This window comes from Bradyrhizobium cajani, from assembly GCF_009759665.1.
Lineage (GTDB): Bacteria > Pseudomonadota > Alphaproteobacteria > Rhizobiales > Xanthobacteraceae > Bradyrhizobium > Bradyrhizobium cajani.
In genome coordinates, this window is record NZ_WQNE01000053.1 from 21,210 (window position 1) to 38,280 (window position 17,071).

Annotated in this window: 16 protein-coding genes and 3 pseudogenes; 4 read left to right on the forward strand and 15 right to left on the reverse strand. The window is 58.7% G+C overall.

Going from position 1 to position 17,071, the window contains the following annotated elements; genetic code table 11:
* Positions 1-242: 242 nt before the first annotated feature.
* The 7 genes and pseudogenes from GPL20_RS40220 to GPL20_RS40060 form a co-directional block, all read right to left on the reverse strand.
* Positions 243-1,528: pseudogene (locus tag GPL20_RS40220) on the reverse strand (sodium:solute symporter family transporter); the annotation flags it as partial.
* Positions 1,528-1,785, reverse strand: coding sequence for a DUF485 domain-containing protein (locus GPL20_RS36015; RefSeq protein WP_246251244.1), 258 nt, complete (start codon positions 1,783-1,785; stop codon positions 1,528-1,530). The gene GPL20_RS36015 and the pseudogene GPL20_RS40220, both read right to left, overlap by 1 nt.
* Positions 1,786-1,936: 151 nt before the next feature.
* Entirely contained in the window at positions 1,937-2,767 is an 831-nt protein-coding gene (locus GPL20_RS36020) for an ABC transporter ATP-binding protein (RefSeq protein ID WP_157337047.1), read from the reverse strand.
* 4 nt (positions 2,768-2,771) lie between these two features.
* Entirely contained in the window at positions 2,772-3,191 is a 420-nt protein-coding gene (locus GPL20_RS39830; RefSeq protein WP_246251246.1) for an ABC transporter permease, read from the reverse strand.
* Entirely contained in the window at positions 3,192-3,614 is a 423-nt protein-coding gene (locus GPL20_RS39835) for a hypothetical protein (protein ID WP_246251248.1), read from the reverse strand.
* Positions 3,614-4,198: pseudogene (locus GPL20_RS40055) on the reverse strand (ABC transporter substrate-binding protein); the annotation flags it as partial. The gene GPL20_RS39835 and the pseudogene GPL20_RS40055, both read right to left, overlap by 1 nt.
* A 77-nt stretch (positions 4,199-4,275) precedes the next feature.
* Positions 4,276-4,686 (reverse strand): annotated as a pseudogene (locus GPL20_RS40060) (ABC transporter substrate-binding protein); the annotation flags it as partial.
* Here GPL20_RS40060 and GPL20_RS39840 point away from each other — a divergent pair.
* The gene (locus tag GPL20_RS39840) at positions 4,658-5,020 is read left to right on the forward strand and encodes a hypothetical protein (protein ID WP_246251258.1); all 363 of its coding nucleotides are present in this window, start codon (positions 4,658-4,660) and stop codon (positions 5,018-5,020) included. The pseudogene GPL20_RS40060 and the gene GPL20_RS39840 sit on opposite strands and share 29 nt — an antisense overlap.
* Before the next feature lie 105 nt (positions 5,021-5,125).
* Here GPL20_RS39840 and GPL20_RS36035 read toward each other — a convergent pair whose 3' ends face one another.
* The 5 genes from GPL20_RS36035 to GPL20_RS36055 all read right to left on the reverse strand — a co-directional run bounded on the left by GPL20_RS36035 (position 5,126) and on the right by GPL20_RS36055 (position 11,861).
* The gene (locus tag GPL20_RS36035) at positions 5,126-6,520 is read right to left on the reverse strand and encodes a M20 family metallopeptidase (protein ID WP_157337049.1); all 1,395 of its coding nucleotides are present in this window, start codon (positions 6,518-6,520) and stop codon (positions 5,126-5,128) included.
* 31 nt (positions 6,521-6,551) lie between these two features.
* A complete protein-coding gene (locus GPL20_RS36040; RefSeq protein ID WP_157337051.1) occupies positions 6,552-7,679 on the reverse strand; it encodes an ABC transporter ATP-binding protein in 1,128 nt (375 codons plus the stop codon).
* 285 nt (positions 7,680-7,964) lie between these two features.
* On the reverse strand, positions 7,965-8,819 hold the full coding sequence (locus tag GPL20_RS36045) for a M24 family metallopeptidase (protein WP_157337053.1): 855 nt from the start codon (positions 8,817-8,819) through the stop codon (positions 7,965-7,967).
* A 123-nt stretch (positions 8,820-8,942) separates the two neighbouring features.
* Complete coding sequence (locus GPL20_RS36050; RefSeq protein WP_254126010.1) at positions 8,943-10,679, reverse strand: ABC transporter permease subunit; 1,737 nt, start codon at positions 10,677-10,679, stop codon at positions 8,943-8,945.
* 66 nt (positions 10,680-10,745) lie between these two features.
* Entirely contained in the window at positions 10,746-11,861 is a 1,116-nt protein-coding gene (locus tag GPL20_RS36055; protein WP_157337057.1) for an ABC transporter substrate-binding protein, read from the reverse strand.
* A gap of 127 nt (positions 11,862-11,988) precedes the next feature.
* Between GPL20_RS36055 and GPL20_RS36060 the strand changes: the two genes are divergently transcribed.
* Entirely contained in the window at positions 11,989-12,471 is a 483-nt protein-coding gene (locus tag GPL20_RS36060) for an Lrp/AsnC family transcriptional regulator (RefSeq protein WP_091966391.1), read from the forward strand.
* Between the two features lie 15 nt (positions 12,472-12,486).
* Here the strand turns inward: GPL20_RS36060 and GPL20_RS36065 are convergent, their stop codons facing one another.
* Positions 12,487-13,710 carry a diaminopropionate ammonia-lyase gene (locus tag GPL20_RS36065; protein WP_205751233.1) on the reverse strand — a complete coding sequence of 408 codons (1,224 nt, stop codon included), beginning with the start codon at positions 13,708-13,710 and terminating at the stop codon, positions 12,487-12,489.
* An 88-nt stretch (positions 13,711-13,798) separates the two neighbouring features.
* On the opposite strand from GPL20_RS36065, the gene GPL20_RS36070 reads away from it, so the two are divergent.
* Positions 13,799-15,160, forward strand: coding sequence for an aminotransferase class V-fold PLP-dependent enzyme (locus tag GPL20_RS36070; protein ID WP_246251250.1), 1,362 nt, complete (start codon positions 13,799-13,801; stop codon positions 15,158-15,160).
* A 375-nt stretch (positions 15,161-15,535) separates the two neighbouring features.
* On the opposite strand, the gene GPL20_RS36075 is transcribed toward GPL20_RS36070, so the two are convergent.
* Together GPL20_RS36075 and GPL20_RS36080 are read right to left on the reverse strand one after the other, a co-directional pair.
* Complete coding sequence (locus tag GPL20_RS36075; RefSeq protein ID WP_100233499.1) at positions 15,536-15,781, reverse strand: hypothetical protein; 246 nt, start codon at positions 15,779-15,781, stop codon at positions 15,536-15,538.
* Positions 15,782-16,036: 255 nt separating this feature from the next.
* On the reverse strand, positions 16,037-16,213 hold the full coding sequence (locus GPL20_RS36080; protein WP_205751234.1) for a hypothetical protein: 177 nt from the start codon (positions 16,211-16,213) through the stop codon (positions 16,037-16,039).
* 118 nt (positions 16,214-16,331) lie between these two features.
* Here GPL20_RS36080 and GPL20_RS39845 point away from each other — a divergent pair, with 118 nt between their 5' ends.
* Positions 16,332-16,589, forward strand: a complete 258-nt coding sequence (locus GPL20_RS39845) for a hypothetical protein (RefSeq protein ID WP_246251252.1) — start codon at positions 16,332-16,334, stop codon at positions 16,587-16,589.
* Positions 16,590-17,071 lie beyond the last annotated feature (482 nt).

Below are 17,071 nucleotides of genomic sequence, written 5' to 3' on the forward strand. Positions count from 1 at the left end.
TGTGGCGAGGCTGATTGAGGTATGTGCAAGTGTCGAGAAAGCGGGTCCGCCTCGCGCTTCTTTCGTCGGAATCCGCAGAGGATCATTAACTTGAGGCTCGACGCGTGCACATACCTCAATCAGCCTCGCCATGACCGGCACCTGAAAGAGCTTGAGGCCTGCGTGGGGTCAGGTTGTACAGTCTAATTCATGTCTTCGACCGTTACCCCACAAGCTTCACGATCACACTGGGGGCGCAATCTCGAGCCGACGAGGATACTCGCCACCGCCCCCTTGCGTGGTGAAACGCTTCCAACTGATTGCGAATACCAGCGAAGGAAAGTTTCGCTGCGCAAGCTACGGAGAACGCAAGTCCCGCCATGAAGGCAACATTCTGGCCCTCGAACAGGATTCCCAAGACGACTGCGACGACGGCAATGATGATCGTGGCGACACGCGCAACCTTCAACTGCTCAGACTCTGCCGCCTTCCCCGCCCTTATGACGTTGGTCCAGGGGTCATGGCACAGGGTGGCAACCCCCGAAAGGGTCAATCCAGCAACGACTGCAAGCATGGTCGCGAACGCTACGGCGCAAATGAAGCCGAAGAAGGCGTTGCCTCCGACCGCTTGAGCCAGTAAGGGCGCGGCCATGTTGCCGCCGCCTCCGGCTTTGAGTACGGCCTGTGGTCCGACGATTACCATGGTCCCAAAGCCGATGACGAAGACCATGAGATGAAATGCTCCGATCAGGCCGGTCGCATAGAGAATGGAGAGCCGCGCCGCCTTGACGTCCTTGACCGTGTAGACGAGCATGAGGATATGCGGCATCGCCGCCGTACCGAACATGAGACCCAGCCCAAGAGAAATCGCGTCCCATTGACCGGAAACGACGCGCGAACCCGGCTGAAGCACATTCGCGCCGTATCGTTCAGCCGGATTCATCTGGAATTGGGCAAGAACCAAGATGCAGAGGAATGCCCCACCTGCCATCAGGAGCCGCTTTGACGACCTGAAGCCAGGTCGCAGCGAGCATATCGCCAAAGAGCACGTAGATCAGCATGGCGGTCCCGACGATGATGACTGACCAGGAATACGGGATGCCGAATAGCAGCTTGATGAGCGCCCCTGTCGCAACCATCTGCGCGATGAGACGAAATCACGGCCAGCGTTCCGATCGCGGCGGCAGGGCGAACCGGCTTTTGCGACAAACGATACGCCACCACATCGGCAAAGGTGAATTTGCCCACATTTCGGAGTGGCTCGACAATGAGAAAAAGAATGATCGGCCAGCCGACGAGCCACCCGATCGAATACACCATGCCATCGAAGCCGTTAGAAGTGACAATACCGGCGATGCCTAGAAGCGCCGCCGCAGAAAGAAAGTCTCCGGCAAGGGCCCAGCCATTTTGCCACGCGGTGATTTCACCACCTGCCAAAGAACGTCTCGGTCGTCTTGGTCCGTTTGGACGCCCAATAGGTTATCGCGAGCGTCAAGGCCATGAACGCAAAGAAGAATGCGATGGAGATGTTGCTGCTCTGCGACTGCATCACGCTTGCTCCAGCGTGGACTTCACGTTGCAGTCGAAGATTGTATTTGCCCCGTACACGTAGAGCAGGCAGAGAAGAAACGAGCTGATGATGACCAACGGGCCGAGCACAATGCAAAGCGACAAGCCGGGGGCGAGCATCGTGCCTAGAACAGGCTTGCCGAACGCGAACAGCCCCATGAAACCGAAATAGATCGCGATCATCGCAAAGCTCAACGACGCCGCAACCGTCAATCTCGACCGCGCCAGTGCGATCATTCCTCTTTCCAGAGCCTTTGAATATACAGTCATCTGCTCCTCCTGAATTGTTTGTGACAGTTTCGAGAGACCTTGAATCATTGCCCACTGAGAATTTGCGAGAGAAGACTTGCGCATTTTCGCCATGCCCCGCCTGATGGTTGGCCTGCGGTCACGCGATCCGAGAGCTTACCTCTGCGATGGCGTCTAGCTGGCCAATTGAGGAAATTGGCTCCTTCTTGTACAGGAGCTCCAAGATCTCTTTTCGGTACTTGATGCGCTCGAAATCAGTTGTCAGCTTGAGCCGGTCGCGCGGTCGAGCCATCCCGACTTTCCAGATCCGACCAATTCGTGCAGCCGGTCCGTTGGAGAGTGCGACAATCCTGTCGCCGAGAAAGATCGCTTCATCGAGGTCATGAGTGACCATGACGACAGTCGTTTTCGTCGTTTCGACGAACCGCACCAGCTCGTCCTGCAAGCTCGATCTCGTCAATGCGTCGAGCGCACCGAAGGGTTCATCCAGCAAGAGTACCTTCGGCTGGACCGCAAACGCCCGCGCAATTCCGACTCGTTGCTTCATGCCGCCAGATATTTCAAACGGGTATTTGCCTATCGCGTGCTCCAAGTGCACGAGCTTCAAGGCCTGTTCGGCCCGATCCATTAGCTCGGACTTCGACGCTCCTCGAAACGCCTGCTTGACGGCAAGATAGACATTTTCGACGCAAGTCATCCAGGGAAGCAGGGCATGGCTCTGAAAGACCATTGCCCTCTCCGGCCCGGGGCCTGTAACGACCGCGCCGCTACAGCGGATTGCACCCGATGTGGGCGTCAGCAGGCCGGCCATGATGTTGAGCAACGTGCTCTTGCCACAGCCGGAGTGGCCGATCAGGCAGACGAACTCGCTTTGTTCGATTGTCAGCGATATGCGGTCGAGCGCGCGCAGCTCCTTGCCGGACCGGTCCACAAATGACATCGAGACGTCGTTGATATCGAGATCGGCCATCGTCCTATTCCCGGAAGCTGAGGCGTTCGCCAATCCGTTTAAGAATGACGTCGAGCGCCAGGCCAATCCCACCGACCAGAACGATGGCAACGATCATGCTAGCGATCTGCAGGTTATTCCATTCGTTCCAGATGAAATAGCCGATCCCGCTTTGGGCGCCGACCATTTCCGCGGCCACGATCACGAACCAGGCTATGCGGATGGAAATACGCATTCCCGACAAGATCATCGGGACGCTGGCCGGGAAGACGACGCGCGTCACGTGCTCCAGCCTCGGGACACCGAATACCCGGGATACGTTTAGCCACTCCGCACGCACTGAAGCCGTGCCCGTCGCCGTGCTGATCAACATCGGCCATACGGCGCAAATGATGAAGATGGTCGAGATTGTGCTGTCGCGAAAGGTGTAGAGAGCAAGCGGCATCTAGGCGAGTGGCGATACCGGCCTAAGCACCTGAATGAAGGGATCAAGGGCGCAATAGCATGCTGGCCACAGTCCGAGCATGAAGCCAAGGTGAACAGCGACGGCTAGAGCCAACGTGAAACCAAGGGCAACGCGCCCCATGGAATAGAGGACATGCCATGCGATTCCCAGATTATTGGGATTATCGTGGTCCAATGCGTGCGCGATCAGCTCACAGCCGCGCAGCGCAACTACCCACGGGGACGGAATTGCGCTCGCTTGCTGTTCTGGCGCACTTTGGCCAGCGAGCCGCGCGTACTCGGCATCCGCAGCGCTAACGGGCCCCTGCGGCGGCGGCGTGAGCCATGCCCAGATGCAAATGAAGACTACAAAGATCGCAATAGATGCCACCCAGGGCTGCTGAAGCCGTTGCGACATCGGCATCAACCCGGCTTCCTGACAGAAGCCAGGTATTCCTGCGGCTTGTTGGAATCGAAGTCCTTCCCAAGAATCTTCTCGCTGCCGAAACCGACGACCGGGGCAGAAGCGCCCTGCTCGCGCATGATGCGTACAGCATCAGTTGCCAGCATCACTTTTTCCGCCAGCGCCTTGTAGTCGATCTCCTCCTTCAGCATGTTCCAGCGCCTGAGCTGTGTCATCAGCCAGACTGCGGCCGAATAGTGCGGAAATGGCTGATAATCGAAGCGGCGCGCATCCTTTTTGATCGTTCCTAGGCCGTCGGCGTAGGTGCCACCGAGGACCTGCTCGAGAACGATTTCAGGGGCGTTGAGGTATTGCGGCTCCGACAACACCCTGCCCGCGACCCTCCACGCCGACGGAGCCTTCGCCATCCCAACGCGGTTCTCCGGCTTGGAGACATGGAGACTGGCGGCGATGATGGCGCGGTAGAACGCCATAAACGTATTCGGGTTTTGCTGTATCCAGCTCTCTGACGCAGTGACAGAGCAGCACGGATGACCGTCCCAGATCTCCTTCGAAATGAGATGGATGAATCCCGCGCCCTCGTAGACTGCGCGCTGGCCGCCGGCTCACCACCGAAGAAGCCATCGATGCTCCCGACTCGAAGGCTCGCCACGTACTCGGTGGGCGGAACGATCCGATATTTGACATCCTGGTCCGGATCGAGGCCGGCCGCGGCTAGATAGTTACGCAACTGCAGGGTCTGGTGACTCTGCTCGAACGGAACGGCAAAGGTAAAGCCCTTCCAGTTCTTCGGATCGCGATTGTCCCTGTGCTTATTGGCCAGGACAAGGGAGTTTCCATTTTGATTCAGGATTGTAAGCACTTTGATCGACTGGGCATTGCCCCCAAGTCCTGCAGTCATCGTCAGGGGCACGGGCATCACCTGCTGTGAAACGTCCAGCTCTCCATTGAGCATCTTGTCCCGAATCAAAGCTATTCCGGCGGGCTTCTGCAGGCTGACCTCAAGGCCTTCCCTGCTGTAGCTCCCAAGCTTCTCGCCGTAGATGAGCGGAGCGGCGCAGGTAATCGGCAAAAAGCCGACGGCGAGCTTTGTCTTCTCGGGAGGCTTGCGCTCCTGGGCAATCGCCTTCAGCGTCTCGATGGGGAGAATGCTCGACAGCGCCCCGATGATCGCACTTGCTCCGACCCTGCGCAGCACTTCACGGCGCAAGATCGGTTGCGGGGAACAGGCCATGCAGCAGCGCCTGCTCGACTTGGTCCGACATGGCGACCTCGAAGGGTGGCTGGGCTGGACCGGGCTCGCAACAGCGGCAACGCTTGCCGCCGAAGCCATGATAATCCGATGCGTCAGTCATGTGCCCTGCCCCGTTCCAGCGTCGGGTTTCAAACATGGCGCCCGCCGCTGATCGACGGAGCTTGGCGTATCAATTGGGAAGCGATACTTCGAAAATGCGCAAGGGCCTTCGCAGAAAAGCGATCACCCGACGACCGGCGAACCGCACCCGATCGGTTCAGTCTCGTCGCACCGGCGGAAGGGTATCCAGCTCACCCAGATCCCAATATAGGCCCGCCATAATTTCCAGGGCCTCACGCGCGAGCTCGATCGGCAGGTGCTCGTCGGCCGCGTGTTGGTGGCATCCAGGATAGGCATGAGGCACCCATAGCGTCGGCAAATTTAGCAGGTTGGCAAAAATGTCGTTCGGAAGCGAGCCAGCGAAATTGGGCAAGATCGCCGGCGATTTCCGCGTCGTCCGAACGATCGAGTCTTGGGCCCATTTGGCCCAGGGATCCTCAGGATCGAGGCGCGTGGCGAGAAAAACACCATCGTCAGGGCTGGGCGTCACCTGGACCATGTCGAGACCGGCCTTCGCGAGATGTCGCCGCAGCGCCGGCAAAATGTCCTCGCAATCAACGCCGACCACGAAGCGGAGCTGACAGCGCGCCCAGGCGCTCGCCGGAATGGCATTGACCGGCGCTTGCGGATTTCCGCAACTGATGGCGAGAACATCAAACGAGCACCAGCCATATACCTGCTCTGCCGGAGTCAGCCCCGGCTCGCCCCAGGCCGGATCGATGTCAGGTCCGCCAGGTCCCCCGTCAACGACACAATCGGCAAGCACTCGCCGGACGGCGTCGGGCAGCTCACTTGGAAGCCATTCTGGAATCAGTATGCGGCCGGTCGGGGAGACGATCGTAGCCAGGGCGTGCGCGAGCTGGATTGCGGGATCGGAAAGCAGACCGCCCCAATTGCCCGAATGATATGCGCTCTCCCGCGCATTGATCGAGATATCGAATGTAACACATCCGCGCGAGCCCAGGAATACTGTCGGCCGATGCTCGGACAAGCGCGGCCCGTCCGACGCAATGAAGATATCTGCGCACAGGAGCTTCTTGCGCGCCGTACATAGTTCGCGGAGGCCAGGCGAATCGACCTCTTCGCCCATTTCGATCAGGTATTTCAGGTTGAATCCCAGCCGACCTCTCGTTTCGAGCACAGCACGGAGGCCGGCAATGTTGATGACGTGCTGCCCCTTGTTGTCGGCGACACCGCGTCCGTACCAGCGATCATTGAGCTTTGTGATATGCCAAGGGGACCTTCCCGCGGCCCACGATCCGTCCATTCCCCGAACTACGTCGCCGTGCCCATATCCGAGCACTGTCAGCAATGATGGATCTTCTATACGTTCTGCATAAAGGAATTGCGCGCCTGCAGCGGCCAAAACCTGGCAACCGCAGCCGAACTCTTCAAGCATGCAGCGGAGCTGGTCGAGATACTCGGCAAGCTGAGGTTTTCGCTCCGGGTTCTGACTCTCGGAAGGAATAGCGATGAGGCGCGAGAGCACGGTCTCGAAGTCCCCAGAATCCAGATGGCTTCTCGCGCGCGAGATTGCGTCGTTCCGGCTCATTGCAGGCAGCTCCTCGCAGGCCAAGGGAAGCTCAACGGGCCGCCGGAAACACGCGGGTATGCGAAGCCTCTATCTCAACGCGGACCCGCTGACCGGATTGGAACAGCGGCCGTCCTGGGCTCACCGAAGTCCGGGCGGTCAATCGAATGGACCCCACCTGCACAAGCACGCTCTGGTTCGTGCCCGTGTAAGCCGATTCCAAAACGGTCGCGGTAGCGCGCTCGTCCGGTGTCAGGCCGATATACTCCGGGCGAACCGCCAGCAACCCTCGGTCGCCTGACGTCAGCACCTGACTGGCCTCCTGTACAACCTCAAGGCCGACATCGGCGCTGCGGGCACAGACCTCGCCTCCAGATCGCCGCAACTCGACCGGCAGAAAGTTCATCTCACCGATGAAATCCGCGACAAATGCAGTCGCCGGCTGCTCATATAGCTCACGCGGTGTCCCACACTGCTGCAAGCGGCCTCGCTCGAGAACGGCAACGCGATCGGCCATGGACAGCGCTTCCTCCTGGTCGTGGGTAACGAAAATGATGGTGCTACCGACTTCCTTATGGATCAGCTTGATCTCCATTTGAAGCTGCTGCCTGAGCTTGCGATCGAGTGCCCCGAGCGGCTCGTCCATGAGCAACAGGGGTGGACGGAAGACAAGAGCGCGAGCCAGAGCGACACGCTGCTGCTGCCCACCCGATAACTGGCTTGGAAGTCGCGCGCCATATCCGTCAAGTGCAACGAGCTTCAGAGCTTTTGTGACCTCACGTTCGACGTCTCCGCCACGCAAGCCCCGGCGCCGCAGCGGATAGGCGATGTTCTCAGCGATGGTCATATGGGGGAACAACGCGTAGCTCTGGAACACCATGCCGAAGCCGCGACGATGGCTCGGAACATCATTGATCCGTACGCCGTCGAGCATGATATCGCCAGAGGAGGACACCTCGAACCCGGCGATCATCATCAGCAGAGTAGATTTTCCTGACCCGCTCGATCCGAGCAAGGCGACGAACTCTCCTGGCTCGATCGACAGTGAGACGTCGTCGACCGCTTTGACCGGACCAAACATCTTGGTCAACGAGTTGACCGAGACGGAGCCACGTTGACTTTGCGACGTAGCTACACCTGCCGTCGCCTTTTCGCTCACCATTGCTGTGCTGACGCTCATTTCGGCCTCGTCTCGAATATCTTGCGCGGTATTGAGGTCAATCGCTTCCCACCCGAACTGGTCACCACGACGGACTCGCTGACGGCAAGGCCAGCAGCGGATGTGTACATGTGAAAGACCATTCCTTCCTCGATGGCCCAATCCGCACGAGGCGTGAAACAGCGATATAGGTCACTCGTGTGCTGGGAAACGAGCGGAGCGGTACCAAGCGTATACCCGGTGATGTTATCGTAGGTCTCGCGCAACCCGGCCGCGACAACGCCGTCCCGCACGATGCGGTCGACGTCAGCGGCAATCGCGCCCAGGCCGAAGCGCGGCGATTTGGCGATCTTGTAACGCGATAAGAGCCTGAGCCGCAGCTCGCTGCTCCTCGGTTGCCTGTCCTACGATGACCGACCGCATGATCCGGACCGTATAGAAGCGTAACCGCGGCAAGAGCTCGATATGAACGATATCGCCATCGACCAGCGGTCGCTCTGCGAGGAACCCATGCAGCGAATCCCAGCCCGATCCGACATTGAGAGGCCCAACAAAGCCATCGTCGAACCCAAGCCGATAGTAGGCCGCAGCGGCAGCTGCAGCGATATCACGTTGACTCTTGCCGCTCGCCACCTCCTTGAGAGTCGCCTCGAAGGCCGCATCCAAAAGTGAACCAGCCCGGGACATATGCGCGATCTCTTCCGGCGACTTGCATCGCCTGAGATCCCATCCCGAACGCTCAAGGTCAAAGAACTCGGTATCCGGCAAAAGCTTGCGAAGCGCTTGGAGTCTGTGGATCGTGAACGAATTCGATTGAAATTCAGCGCCGATCCGGGCGGGCACCGAACCACTTTCCCGGAAGGTGCTCGCCAGGACCGCCAGCGGATCGTCCCAATCGCCAAACCCCACGATGTTATCCATCCACGTGCGCTGCCGCGCTGGTGGCATATCAAGCTTGCGCACCAGCAGGAACGGCTCGGACGATGCCGGCACGATGCACGCTCGCCAGAGATTCTCGGAGACCGTATAGCCCGAGAGCCAGGACATCATCTCGGGTTCGTCAAAGATGACACAGTCAAGACGACGCTCTGCCATCAATGTTCGGACGGCGTCACATCGACGCTTGTACTCCTCGACGGAGAAAGTGAGATCGCGGCTCATGGTCGATACTCCGTTACGATTGCGAGACCTCGATCCAGATTGGGTCGAGCGGACTGCTCAGGAAAGGTGCCATCGGCTTTCTCGTTAGGACGAACAATGTCAAAGGGCGACCCATTCATCTGCTCAAGGATGAAGGCTTTGCTGCGGGCGGCGGCCTTGAACAACTGCGCCTACGAACAGCCGCAGCAGCATCAGAAGCGCAAGCACAATGAGAAACAGAACTGCGATAACGGCGATCTGGGGACTGATTTCCAGACGGATGTTGTCCCACATTCTCATGGGCAACGGCGTCGCGGTGGGCCCGCTTAGAAACAAACCGAACACAACGTCATCGAACCCCACGATGAACGCGAAGAGCGCTGCGCTCGCGAGCGTCGGCAACAGCAGTGGGAGCGTCACCGTTCTAAGCGTTACGAGAGGGCTCGAGCCTAGGCTGGCCGCAGCCAGCTCAAGCGTGCGATTGAAGCGCTTAAGTCCCGCGATCATGACAACGACCGTATATGGTGCGCCAATGATCGTATAGCTGAGAGCAAATGCCAGCGGATTTCCGATCAGTGAGGATCCGGCGAGAGCGAAGAACAGGGAAACTGCGATTACGACATGAGGAACAATCAGCGGGGAAATCAGGAGAAGATAGACAGGCACGCGCGCAGAGAACCGGTACCGCACGAGAGCGAAGGCGGCGGGCACACCAATGGCCACGCTCAGGAGAGCGGACAGTCCTGCCCATCTCAGGCTGAAGCTTAGGGCATCGAGCCATTGCGTATTCTTGAGCAAACTTGAGAACCACCGCAATGAGTAGGCGGGCGGCGGAAAGGTGAGGTATGGTGCATTGCTGAATGCAAGAGGAATTACGACCACGAAAGGCAGCACCAGGAGAAGGAGCGTCAGCCCTGCGCTAACGTACAACGCGGGTCGGCGAACGACCGTCAAGGCCTCATGCAGCCTCATTGACGGGCCATGCAAAACCGCCGTCAGTCGCTCCAGGATCGGCCACCGCGCGGAGAGACCGGATGACGACTTGCCGGACGGAGAGACGTTGTCATGCGGCCGATCGTCCAGTTCTTCCGCAATCCGCTGACGAAATATCAGGAAGACCGCGATCACCGTCAGCATCAAGATCGTTGATTGGGCTGCGGCTTCATCGAAATTGCCGAGGATCAGCACGCGCAGGCTAATGCCCTGAGCGATCAGGTAGCTGTCAGGACCACCGAGAAGCTCTGGCGTAATATAGAAGCCGAGACTGGACAGAAACACGAGCGTGCAGCCGCTAATCACGCCGGGGATCGCGGCGGGCAGCGTGACCCTCAAGAAGGCGTCGGTAGGAGGACTTCCGAGACTTTGTGCCGCTTTTGCAAGGCTTGGATCAACCCGTGCCAAGACAGCGTAGAGAGGAAATACCATGAGCGGCAGCTGGACCTGCACCATGCCGACATAGACGCCGACTGAATTGAACACCATTTGCAGCGGCTCGGAGATGAGGCCGAGGCGCAAAAACAGCTGGTTGATAGGCCCGTTGGGGCTGAGCAGGACGATCCATGCGTAGGTTCTGATCAAGACACTCGTTAAATATGGAAGCGTGACAATAAGCAGAAGAAGTGATGCCGCGCGCGGAGAACATTTCGATATGGCGTAAGCGAGAGGATAAGCAATGAGCAAACAGACGATCGTCACGGTCGCTGCTAGGGCGATTGTCCTGAGGACGATCCATAGAAACGCCGGCGAGTTGGCGATCTCGATGTAGCTGTTGAGCGACCAGGCACCATCGTGCTGCAGGCTCTTGAGCACGAGTTGCGCGAGCGGCACGACGTAGCCGACCGAGAACAGGATCACGATCGGCAAGAGAAGGAGGACGGGCACCAATTGCGCCCATCCTGAGGTGTCTCTCCTATGCGGCATAGCCAGACTCGCATCCACCATTTTGAGCTACCGTACGCCGGAAATCCAACGCTCCCATTGAGCAACGGCAATTTCATTGTTGGCCTTGCCGTTGGAGCTCACAATGTTCCAGAACTCGTAGTCCTGGACGAACTGCAGCTTCCGTGCTTCGGGGGAGGTCGGCAGGAGCTTTGCCCGCTCAGACGGCACATGCTCGAATGCACGCGAGTTCGGTGGCGCATAGAGAATGTGCTGGACGAATTTCGCCTGATTTTCGGCTCGCGCTGAGAACGCGAGAAACTTGAATGCATTGTCCGCATTCTTCGTGCCTTTCAGGACCACCCAGGTGTCGTACTGCAGCATTCCCTGATTCCAGGTGTAGCCGATCTTGGCCCCCTGCTCGTTGGCTGCCGAAACCCGGCCGTTCCAGGCGCTACCGGCCGTGATCAACTTATCAATGATCATCTGCGGAGCTTCCGCGCCGGTGTTCCACCATTTCAAGATGCTCGGCTTGACCCGGCTGAGACTCTTGAACGCGCGATCCCAATCAAGTGGATAGAGCTTCGACGGATCAACACCGTCCGCCATCAGAGCTGCTTCGAACGTGCCGCCGTCCGAGGCCCAGGTTCCTGCCATGAGTGAACGCCGTCCCGCAAATTTTTGGGCGTCCCAGACATCCGTCCAAGAGTTCGGAGCATCGGAGGCAAACTTCGACGCGTCATACGCAATGAACAGCGAATAGATGATCGCGGGCACAGTGAACTTGCCGACCTTGACCGGACTGAACGCGCCGAGGTCTGCCTTTTCGAAGTACCCATAGTCGATCGGATGCAGAAGATTGTCCCGCTCGAAAGTCGGGGCCTTGCCGCCAGGAAGAATCGTCACGTCATATCGGGGAGCGCCGGCCAACACGCTCGCTCGCACGGCTCCCGTGTCGGTCCGCGGTTGAGCTATGACCTTGATGCCGGTCTCTTTCTCGAACGGCTCGAAATAGGCGATCCGCTTGGCCTCGCCCCAAGATCCGCCGCCGTCGTAGACCACGACCTCACCGGTGCCCTTCGGGATTCGCGCAATCGCGGGGGCGGGAAACAGCGAGCGCGCGGCCGCTAGTCCCCCGACCAAGGCGATGCCCTGAAACAGCTTGCGTCTGACGATATCCACCATGCTCCACTCCGTTGTGTGCGGCCAATGCTTGCTCGATCCGGTTTTGCGCATATAATCCGACAAGCAGGTGGCTGAATCCGCCGTTCTGACCCTCAAAATGCCAGAAACCTGCAAATTGAAATATTAAATGGCTGTCACGCGCACTGACCTCGATCGCCTCGATCTGAAGCTTCTCATGCTGCTGCAGGAGAATAATCTGCAGACCTCTGAGGAATTGGCAGAACGCGTGGGACTTTCGCCGACTTCTTGCCTGCGTCGACTCAGGCGATTGCGCGAAAACGGGGCGATCATGTCCGACGTCTCGATCATATCGCCTTCGGTCGCCGGCAAACGGGTCACGTCGATCGTGCTTGTTGCGCTCGAGCAAGAGCAGCTCGACCTTCTGCACACCTTTAAAAATCGAATGAGCGCCTATCCTGAGGTTACGCAGTGCTACTACGTAACGGGTTCGGCTGATTTCATTCTGGTCGTCAACACTGCCTCTATGGAGGAATATGGGGCTTTCACTGAGCGAGCATTCTTTCCCGACAAGAACATCAAGTCATTCAACACATATGTGTCGATGCAGACGGTCAAGTTCACCACCCGCATCAATCTTGACGTATCCTGACTGGCCGTGCCCTGTTCATGCCTTTTCGTTTCCGCTCCAAACCGACAGGTCGGTGGGCCCTTCCGTGGCAAAGAGCAGAACCTTGGCGGACTGATCGAGGCCAAGTCTCTTTCTGTCCTTCTCTTCGGCTGCCCTTAAGAGGCCCGCCAATCCCGCCGCTCCCGACTCTCCAACGCGAAGACGCTGATCGCCTGAAACGCCCTCATTAAGCAAACGTACCGCGTCCGCGGCCTCTTCATCCGTTACCGTGATGTAGCCGCTGGTCAACTCTTCGATGATCGGCCAGACCAATAACGATGGGCTTTGGCATTCAAGCATCGACATGTTCGTCGCAGGCCCAGGCGGGAGCCGCACGGGCATCTTGGCTCGGGCGCTTTCGTAAAGGCATGCCGACCGTTCTGGCTCGATGATCCAAAGATGGGTATCGCGGCCGAATAGACCCCGTGCCGAGCCATGGCCGAACACGCTAGCTGCAAGACCTCCAACACCAGCCTGAACCAGAACATGCGTAAACGGCTTTGACTGTCCTGCCGTGGCCGCAATGATTTCATCGATCAGTATCGCATACCCCTGGACCACAAACGTGCAAGCGGTGTCGTCCTCCCCGGGGCCGACCGTATCCGGGACAGCGATCCAACCGTCCTGCGAGGCAGCCTTGGCCGCAGCCTCGACCGAGTCGTTATAGTCTCCGGCCACGCGCACGATCGCAGCGCCGAGCCGCGAGATATGAGCGGCCCGCTCGTCGCTCACGCCGGCGTGGAGATATACGACCGCCCGCGCTCCGATGAGCCTCGCTCCGGCCGAAACCGAACGGCCATGGTTGCCGTCCGAAGCACATGAAAATGTGAGCCCTGAAAGCATAGATCGTACGCCCGGCTCCGCCAATTCTGCAGGCAGAATCGAGCGTCCAGTCCGCCTCTCAACGTGCTTCATTGCGAGTTTCAGCACTGCGTAGGCTCCGCCGAGCCCCTTGAAGCTGCCTATGCCAAGCCGCTGTGTCTCATCCTTGATCCAGATTTCGCCGAGCCCCAGCTTTTCGGCGGTACGCGGCAGAGAAATCAGGCTGGTCGGTGCATAGCGCGGGCAGGCCTGAAGGAGGCGGAGGGGCTCATTTCCTGCGTTGCGATCGCACCACCAAGGAGCCTGTTTTAAGCCGGGTGAACGATTGCGCAGCAGAAAGGGCCGATGATTGGCAAGCGTTTCCGACGGAGTTCCCGCGGGCTTTGAGGTGGGTACCAAGGTCATCCTCCTGGCAAGCAAGTACGATCCTCTCGGACCGTACTTTGCCAACCCGTGAGGCCGTTTGGCGCAATCTATGAAGCCGCAAATGACGGATTTTGGCATTGTGGGCCTTAAAATGGCGGGTTTGGGCTCTTCTGTCAGGCATGTTTCCAGAGATGTTGATCGAAGACCGGTAGTGCCTGCGAATCTGTCCATCTACCGCGTCGCGAAGAAGGGACTTCGGGTGCATAATATTCGAAAGCAAACTGCAAGCTCGATCAGCGATCTTTCCGATGCCGACGTCGTTCGCTTGCGAGCGGATACGCCCGGCGTTGCACACCGAATCCACTTCAATAATGCCGGCGCTGCGTTGATGCCGAGCCCCGTCGTTGATGGCATGGTCGCATACCTCCGGCGCGAAGCCACAATCGGCGGCTACGAAGCGAGTGCTGAAAGCACGGCGCGTTTGGAGGGCGTATACGATAGCATTGCTCGACTAGTCGGCTCAAAGCGCGAAGAAATTGCGCTGACTGAGAATGCCACTCTGGCATGGCAGCGCGCCTTCTATTCGCTCCGCTTTGGCCCTGGCGACCGAATTCTGACCACCTCCGCAGAGTTTGCGGCAAACTATGTTGCGTTCTTGCAGGTCGCCCGCCGTACGGGCGCACGGGTCGAGGTTATACCCGACGACGCCGATCAGGTTATGGACCCGGAGGCGCTCGAGCGAATGATTGATGAGCGCGTAAGGCTGATCGCCATCACGTGGATACCGACCAACGGCGGCTTGGTGAACCCAGCGGAAACCGTGGGACGCATTGCGCGCACTCATAGTGTTCCCTACCTGCTGGATGCGTGCCAGGCTGTTGGCCAGATCCCCGTCGACGTCCGCGCACTTGGTTGCGACATGCTGACGGCAACAGGTCGGAAATTCTTGCGTGGTCCGCGCGGAACCGGCTTCCTCTACATGCGCGACGATTTCCTAAAGGACATTGAACCGGCCATGATAGATCTGTTCGGCGCACCTTGGGTTGGACCTGAGCGCTACGAACTTAGATCGGACGCACGGCGATTCGAGACGTGGGAAGCGAACTATGCGGCCCGGGTTGGACTTGGGGTCGCTGTCGATTACGCACTTTCAATCGGCATCGATAGAATCGAACGACGTTGCCGCCTGCTTGCGAACGAATTGCGCGCAGCACTCGGCGCAATCCCGGGAGTGTCGCTGCACGATCTCGGAGATCGTCCCGCTTCAATCGTCTCCTTCACCATTCGTGATGTGGGTGCACGCGAGGTCATGCGTCGGTTGGCAGCAGGGAAAATCAATGTGTCAGTCTCACCACCAACAAGCACCCCGTTAGACTCAACGCGCAGAGACCTTCCTGATATCGTTCGCGCATCGCCGCACTACTACAATACATTCCAGGAGGTCGAAACTCTCGTGTCGGCTGTCCACCGAATATGCACTTGAATGGTAGCCTTCCCGAGGCTGGCTAGTCGGACGCATCGGCGCTCAACACTGGCTCCCATAATATAAGCGAGTGGCTTCACTCGCGGGGCTTGAGGCCGCCAGATTAAGACGGCAATTTGCCATTCAACCGTCGCTGACAGGATTGGCTGTCGTGGGAGAGTCCTTTGGCAAGTCTTCAGGGTCGTTGAGGCGACCGGTGATGACGATGAAACGCAGGTTTGGCTCGCCGTAGCAAGCCCAGCCAAGCGCCGACGCTGGTCCTCTCCGCCGTTCCTGAAGGATGGACTGCGGAAGTATTGAGTGTCGACCTGACACCAAGCAGCAGCGCACGTTTGAGGAGCTTTACCTGGAACCCGGGGATATTCTGGACAAGGCCTAAGAAGGCTTCCACCTTTCGCTTTCAGCCTTGTTCGCGGCCTTGAGCCGGTCTCTAATGTAGTCGGAGATTTCGCCAATCTCAGCCTGCAAATCCGCTTCTGAAATATCCTGCCCCTTGGCAGCCTCGACTAGACGCCGCGAGAGTTCCGCCACATCCTGCGAGGCGCCGGCAGTTCGATACTGCTCGACAGCGTGGATACTGTTCTCGGTCCAGAAATCTATAAACTCGCGTGCCTTGCTCACCGTATCCCCTTACGCGGTCCTTAGAGCGTTAGCGCTGGGCGGCAAATAGGCAAGAAAAACGCCCCCGTCGGCACTTTTGTGTCGGCCCGTTTTCTCGTTAATCCGCTTCCGGCTATTCAGCCGCCTGCGCGAACATCCCGTCAGCCGACGCAGCCAGCGGCAGGCGTGCGGCGTCCTCCCGGAGGCTCTCACAGCTACGATCAAGCCACTCAGGCTCATAGGGCAACTCATCATTCAGCACCAGGACCTTCCGGCTCAGTTCGCGCCAGTCTGCGCGGGCGCATCGAGCACCCTTTCGGCGATCCCGCACGCTGTGTGCGTCATCTCTTCAACGACGGCGTCGGGAAGCAGGCCACGGGCCAGGTTTCGCACCTTTTCGTGGGTGGAAAGATATTGGGAGAGCGTGGTGGGGCGTTCGGCGGTCTGCGGCATTCAGCGATATAGCGATTTTCGATATCGCTAGCGATAGCGGGCATCAATGCAAGCGGCAACCGCTAGGACTAGCTAGATTTAATCAAACCATTATAATCAGAGGTGGTCACAACAGCAATTGGCCGATGCGTCCAAAGTCGGCAACGCGACGATCAGAAATTTCGAGGGCAGTAAATCCACTCCGCAGCACGCTACCCTTGATGTGCTGAAGCGCGCCCTCGAATCTGCAGGCGTCATCTTCCTCAACGACGGCCAATCTATCGTCGGCGGGCCAGGTGTGAGGTTGGCCAACGCAGAGCGCCATATTGACTGGCGAAATCTGCCGAGCCGAACATTTCACCCTCCTCGTCTGGCTGTAGGCGCCCGGCGCGAATGATCGGGAAGTAGTAGCGTTGCATAGGAGAGTTTTCCACCGCGACGGTCATGCGCTCATATCAGAGCGGGACGCACCTATGCGCGGCTGGCAACTGCCGTTTTCTTGCGTGCTTGGACTGCACCTCAAAGCGCGAACGAGTATCCTAACGCCGCTGCAGGGAGTATGATGTAGATTTGCAACGCGCTGCGATTTTGAGCGGTGCGTGATGCTGCTCTACATTCACTCGGTCATGATGATCGAGTCGTGGCTCGATTTCTGGCTTACCGCAGCCCAACTCTCGCCCCGGCATGCTACCTGCGCTGGGGCACCTCATTCGGGGACGACTTGGAGTCCTGGCAGACTATCGGTCGTGATTGGTCGCGGTAGGGACGCTCATTGCTGGGCGCCCCCCGCACAGATCCGTACGTGCGGCTTTCCCGCATACGGCTCCCACCTCGGGTGAGTAGCGGTGAAGCGTGTTCGGGGCCAAGGATGGAGGATTT

Coding starts and splice junctions, on each gene's coding strand:
- GPL20_RS39840 (WP_246251258.1), top strand. CDS start 4,658: ATGAGCGGAGCGGCGCAGGTAATCGGCAAAAAGCCGACGGCGAGCTTT.
- GPL20_RS39830 (WP_246251246.1), bottom strand. CDS start 3,191: ATGCCGCTTGCTCTCTACACCTTTCGCGACAGCACAATCTCGACCATC.
- GPL20_RS36040 (WP_157337051.1), bottom strand. CDS start 7,679: ATGAGCGTCAGCACAGCAATGGTGAGCGAAAAGGCGACGGCAGGTGTA.
- GPL20_RS36080 (WP_205751234.1), bottom strand. CDS start 16,213: ATGCCGCAGACCGCCGAACGCCCCACCACGCTCTCCCAATATCTTTCC.
- GPL20_RS36020 (WP_157337047.1), bottom strand. CDS start 2,767: ATGGCCGATCTCGATATCAACGACGTCTCGATGTCATTTGTGGACCGG.
- GPL20_RS36045 (WP_157337053.1), bottom strand. CDS start 8,819: ATGAGCCGCGATCTCACTTTCTCCGTCGAGGAGTACAAGCGTCGATGT.
- GPL20_RS36070 (WP_246251250.1), top strand. CDS start 13,799: ATGACGGATTTTGGCATTGTGGGCCTTAAAATGGCGGGTTTGGGCTCT.
- GPL20_RS36035 (WP_157337049.1), bottom strand. CDS start 6,520: ATGAGCCGGAACGACGCAATCTCGCGCGCGAGAAGCCATCTGGATTCT.
- GPL20_RS39835 (WP_246251248.1), bottom strand. CDS start 3,614: ATGCCGATGTCGCAACGGCTTCAGCAGCCCTGGGTGGCATCTATTGCG.
- GPL20_RS36015 (WP_246251244.1), bottom strand. CDS start 1,785: ATGATCGCACTGGCGCGGTCGAGATTGACGGTTGCGGCGTCGTTGAGC.
- GPL20_RS36060 (WP_091966391.1), top strand. CDS start 11,989: ATGGCTGTCACGCGCACTGACCTCGATCGCCTCGATCTGAAGCTTCTC.
- GPL20_RS36055 (WP_157337057.1), bottom strand. CDS start 11,861: ATGGTGGATATCGTCAGACGCAAGCTGTTTCAGGGCATCGCCTTGGTC.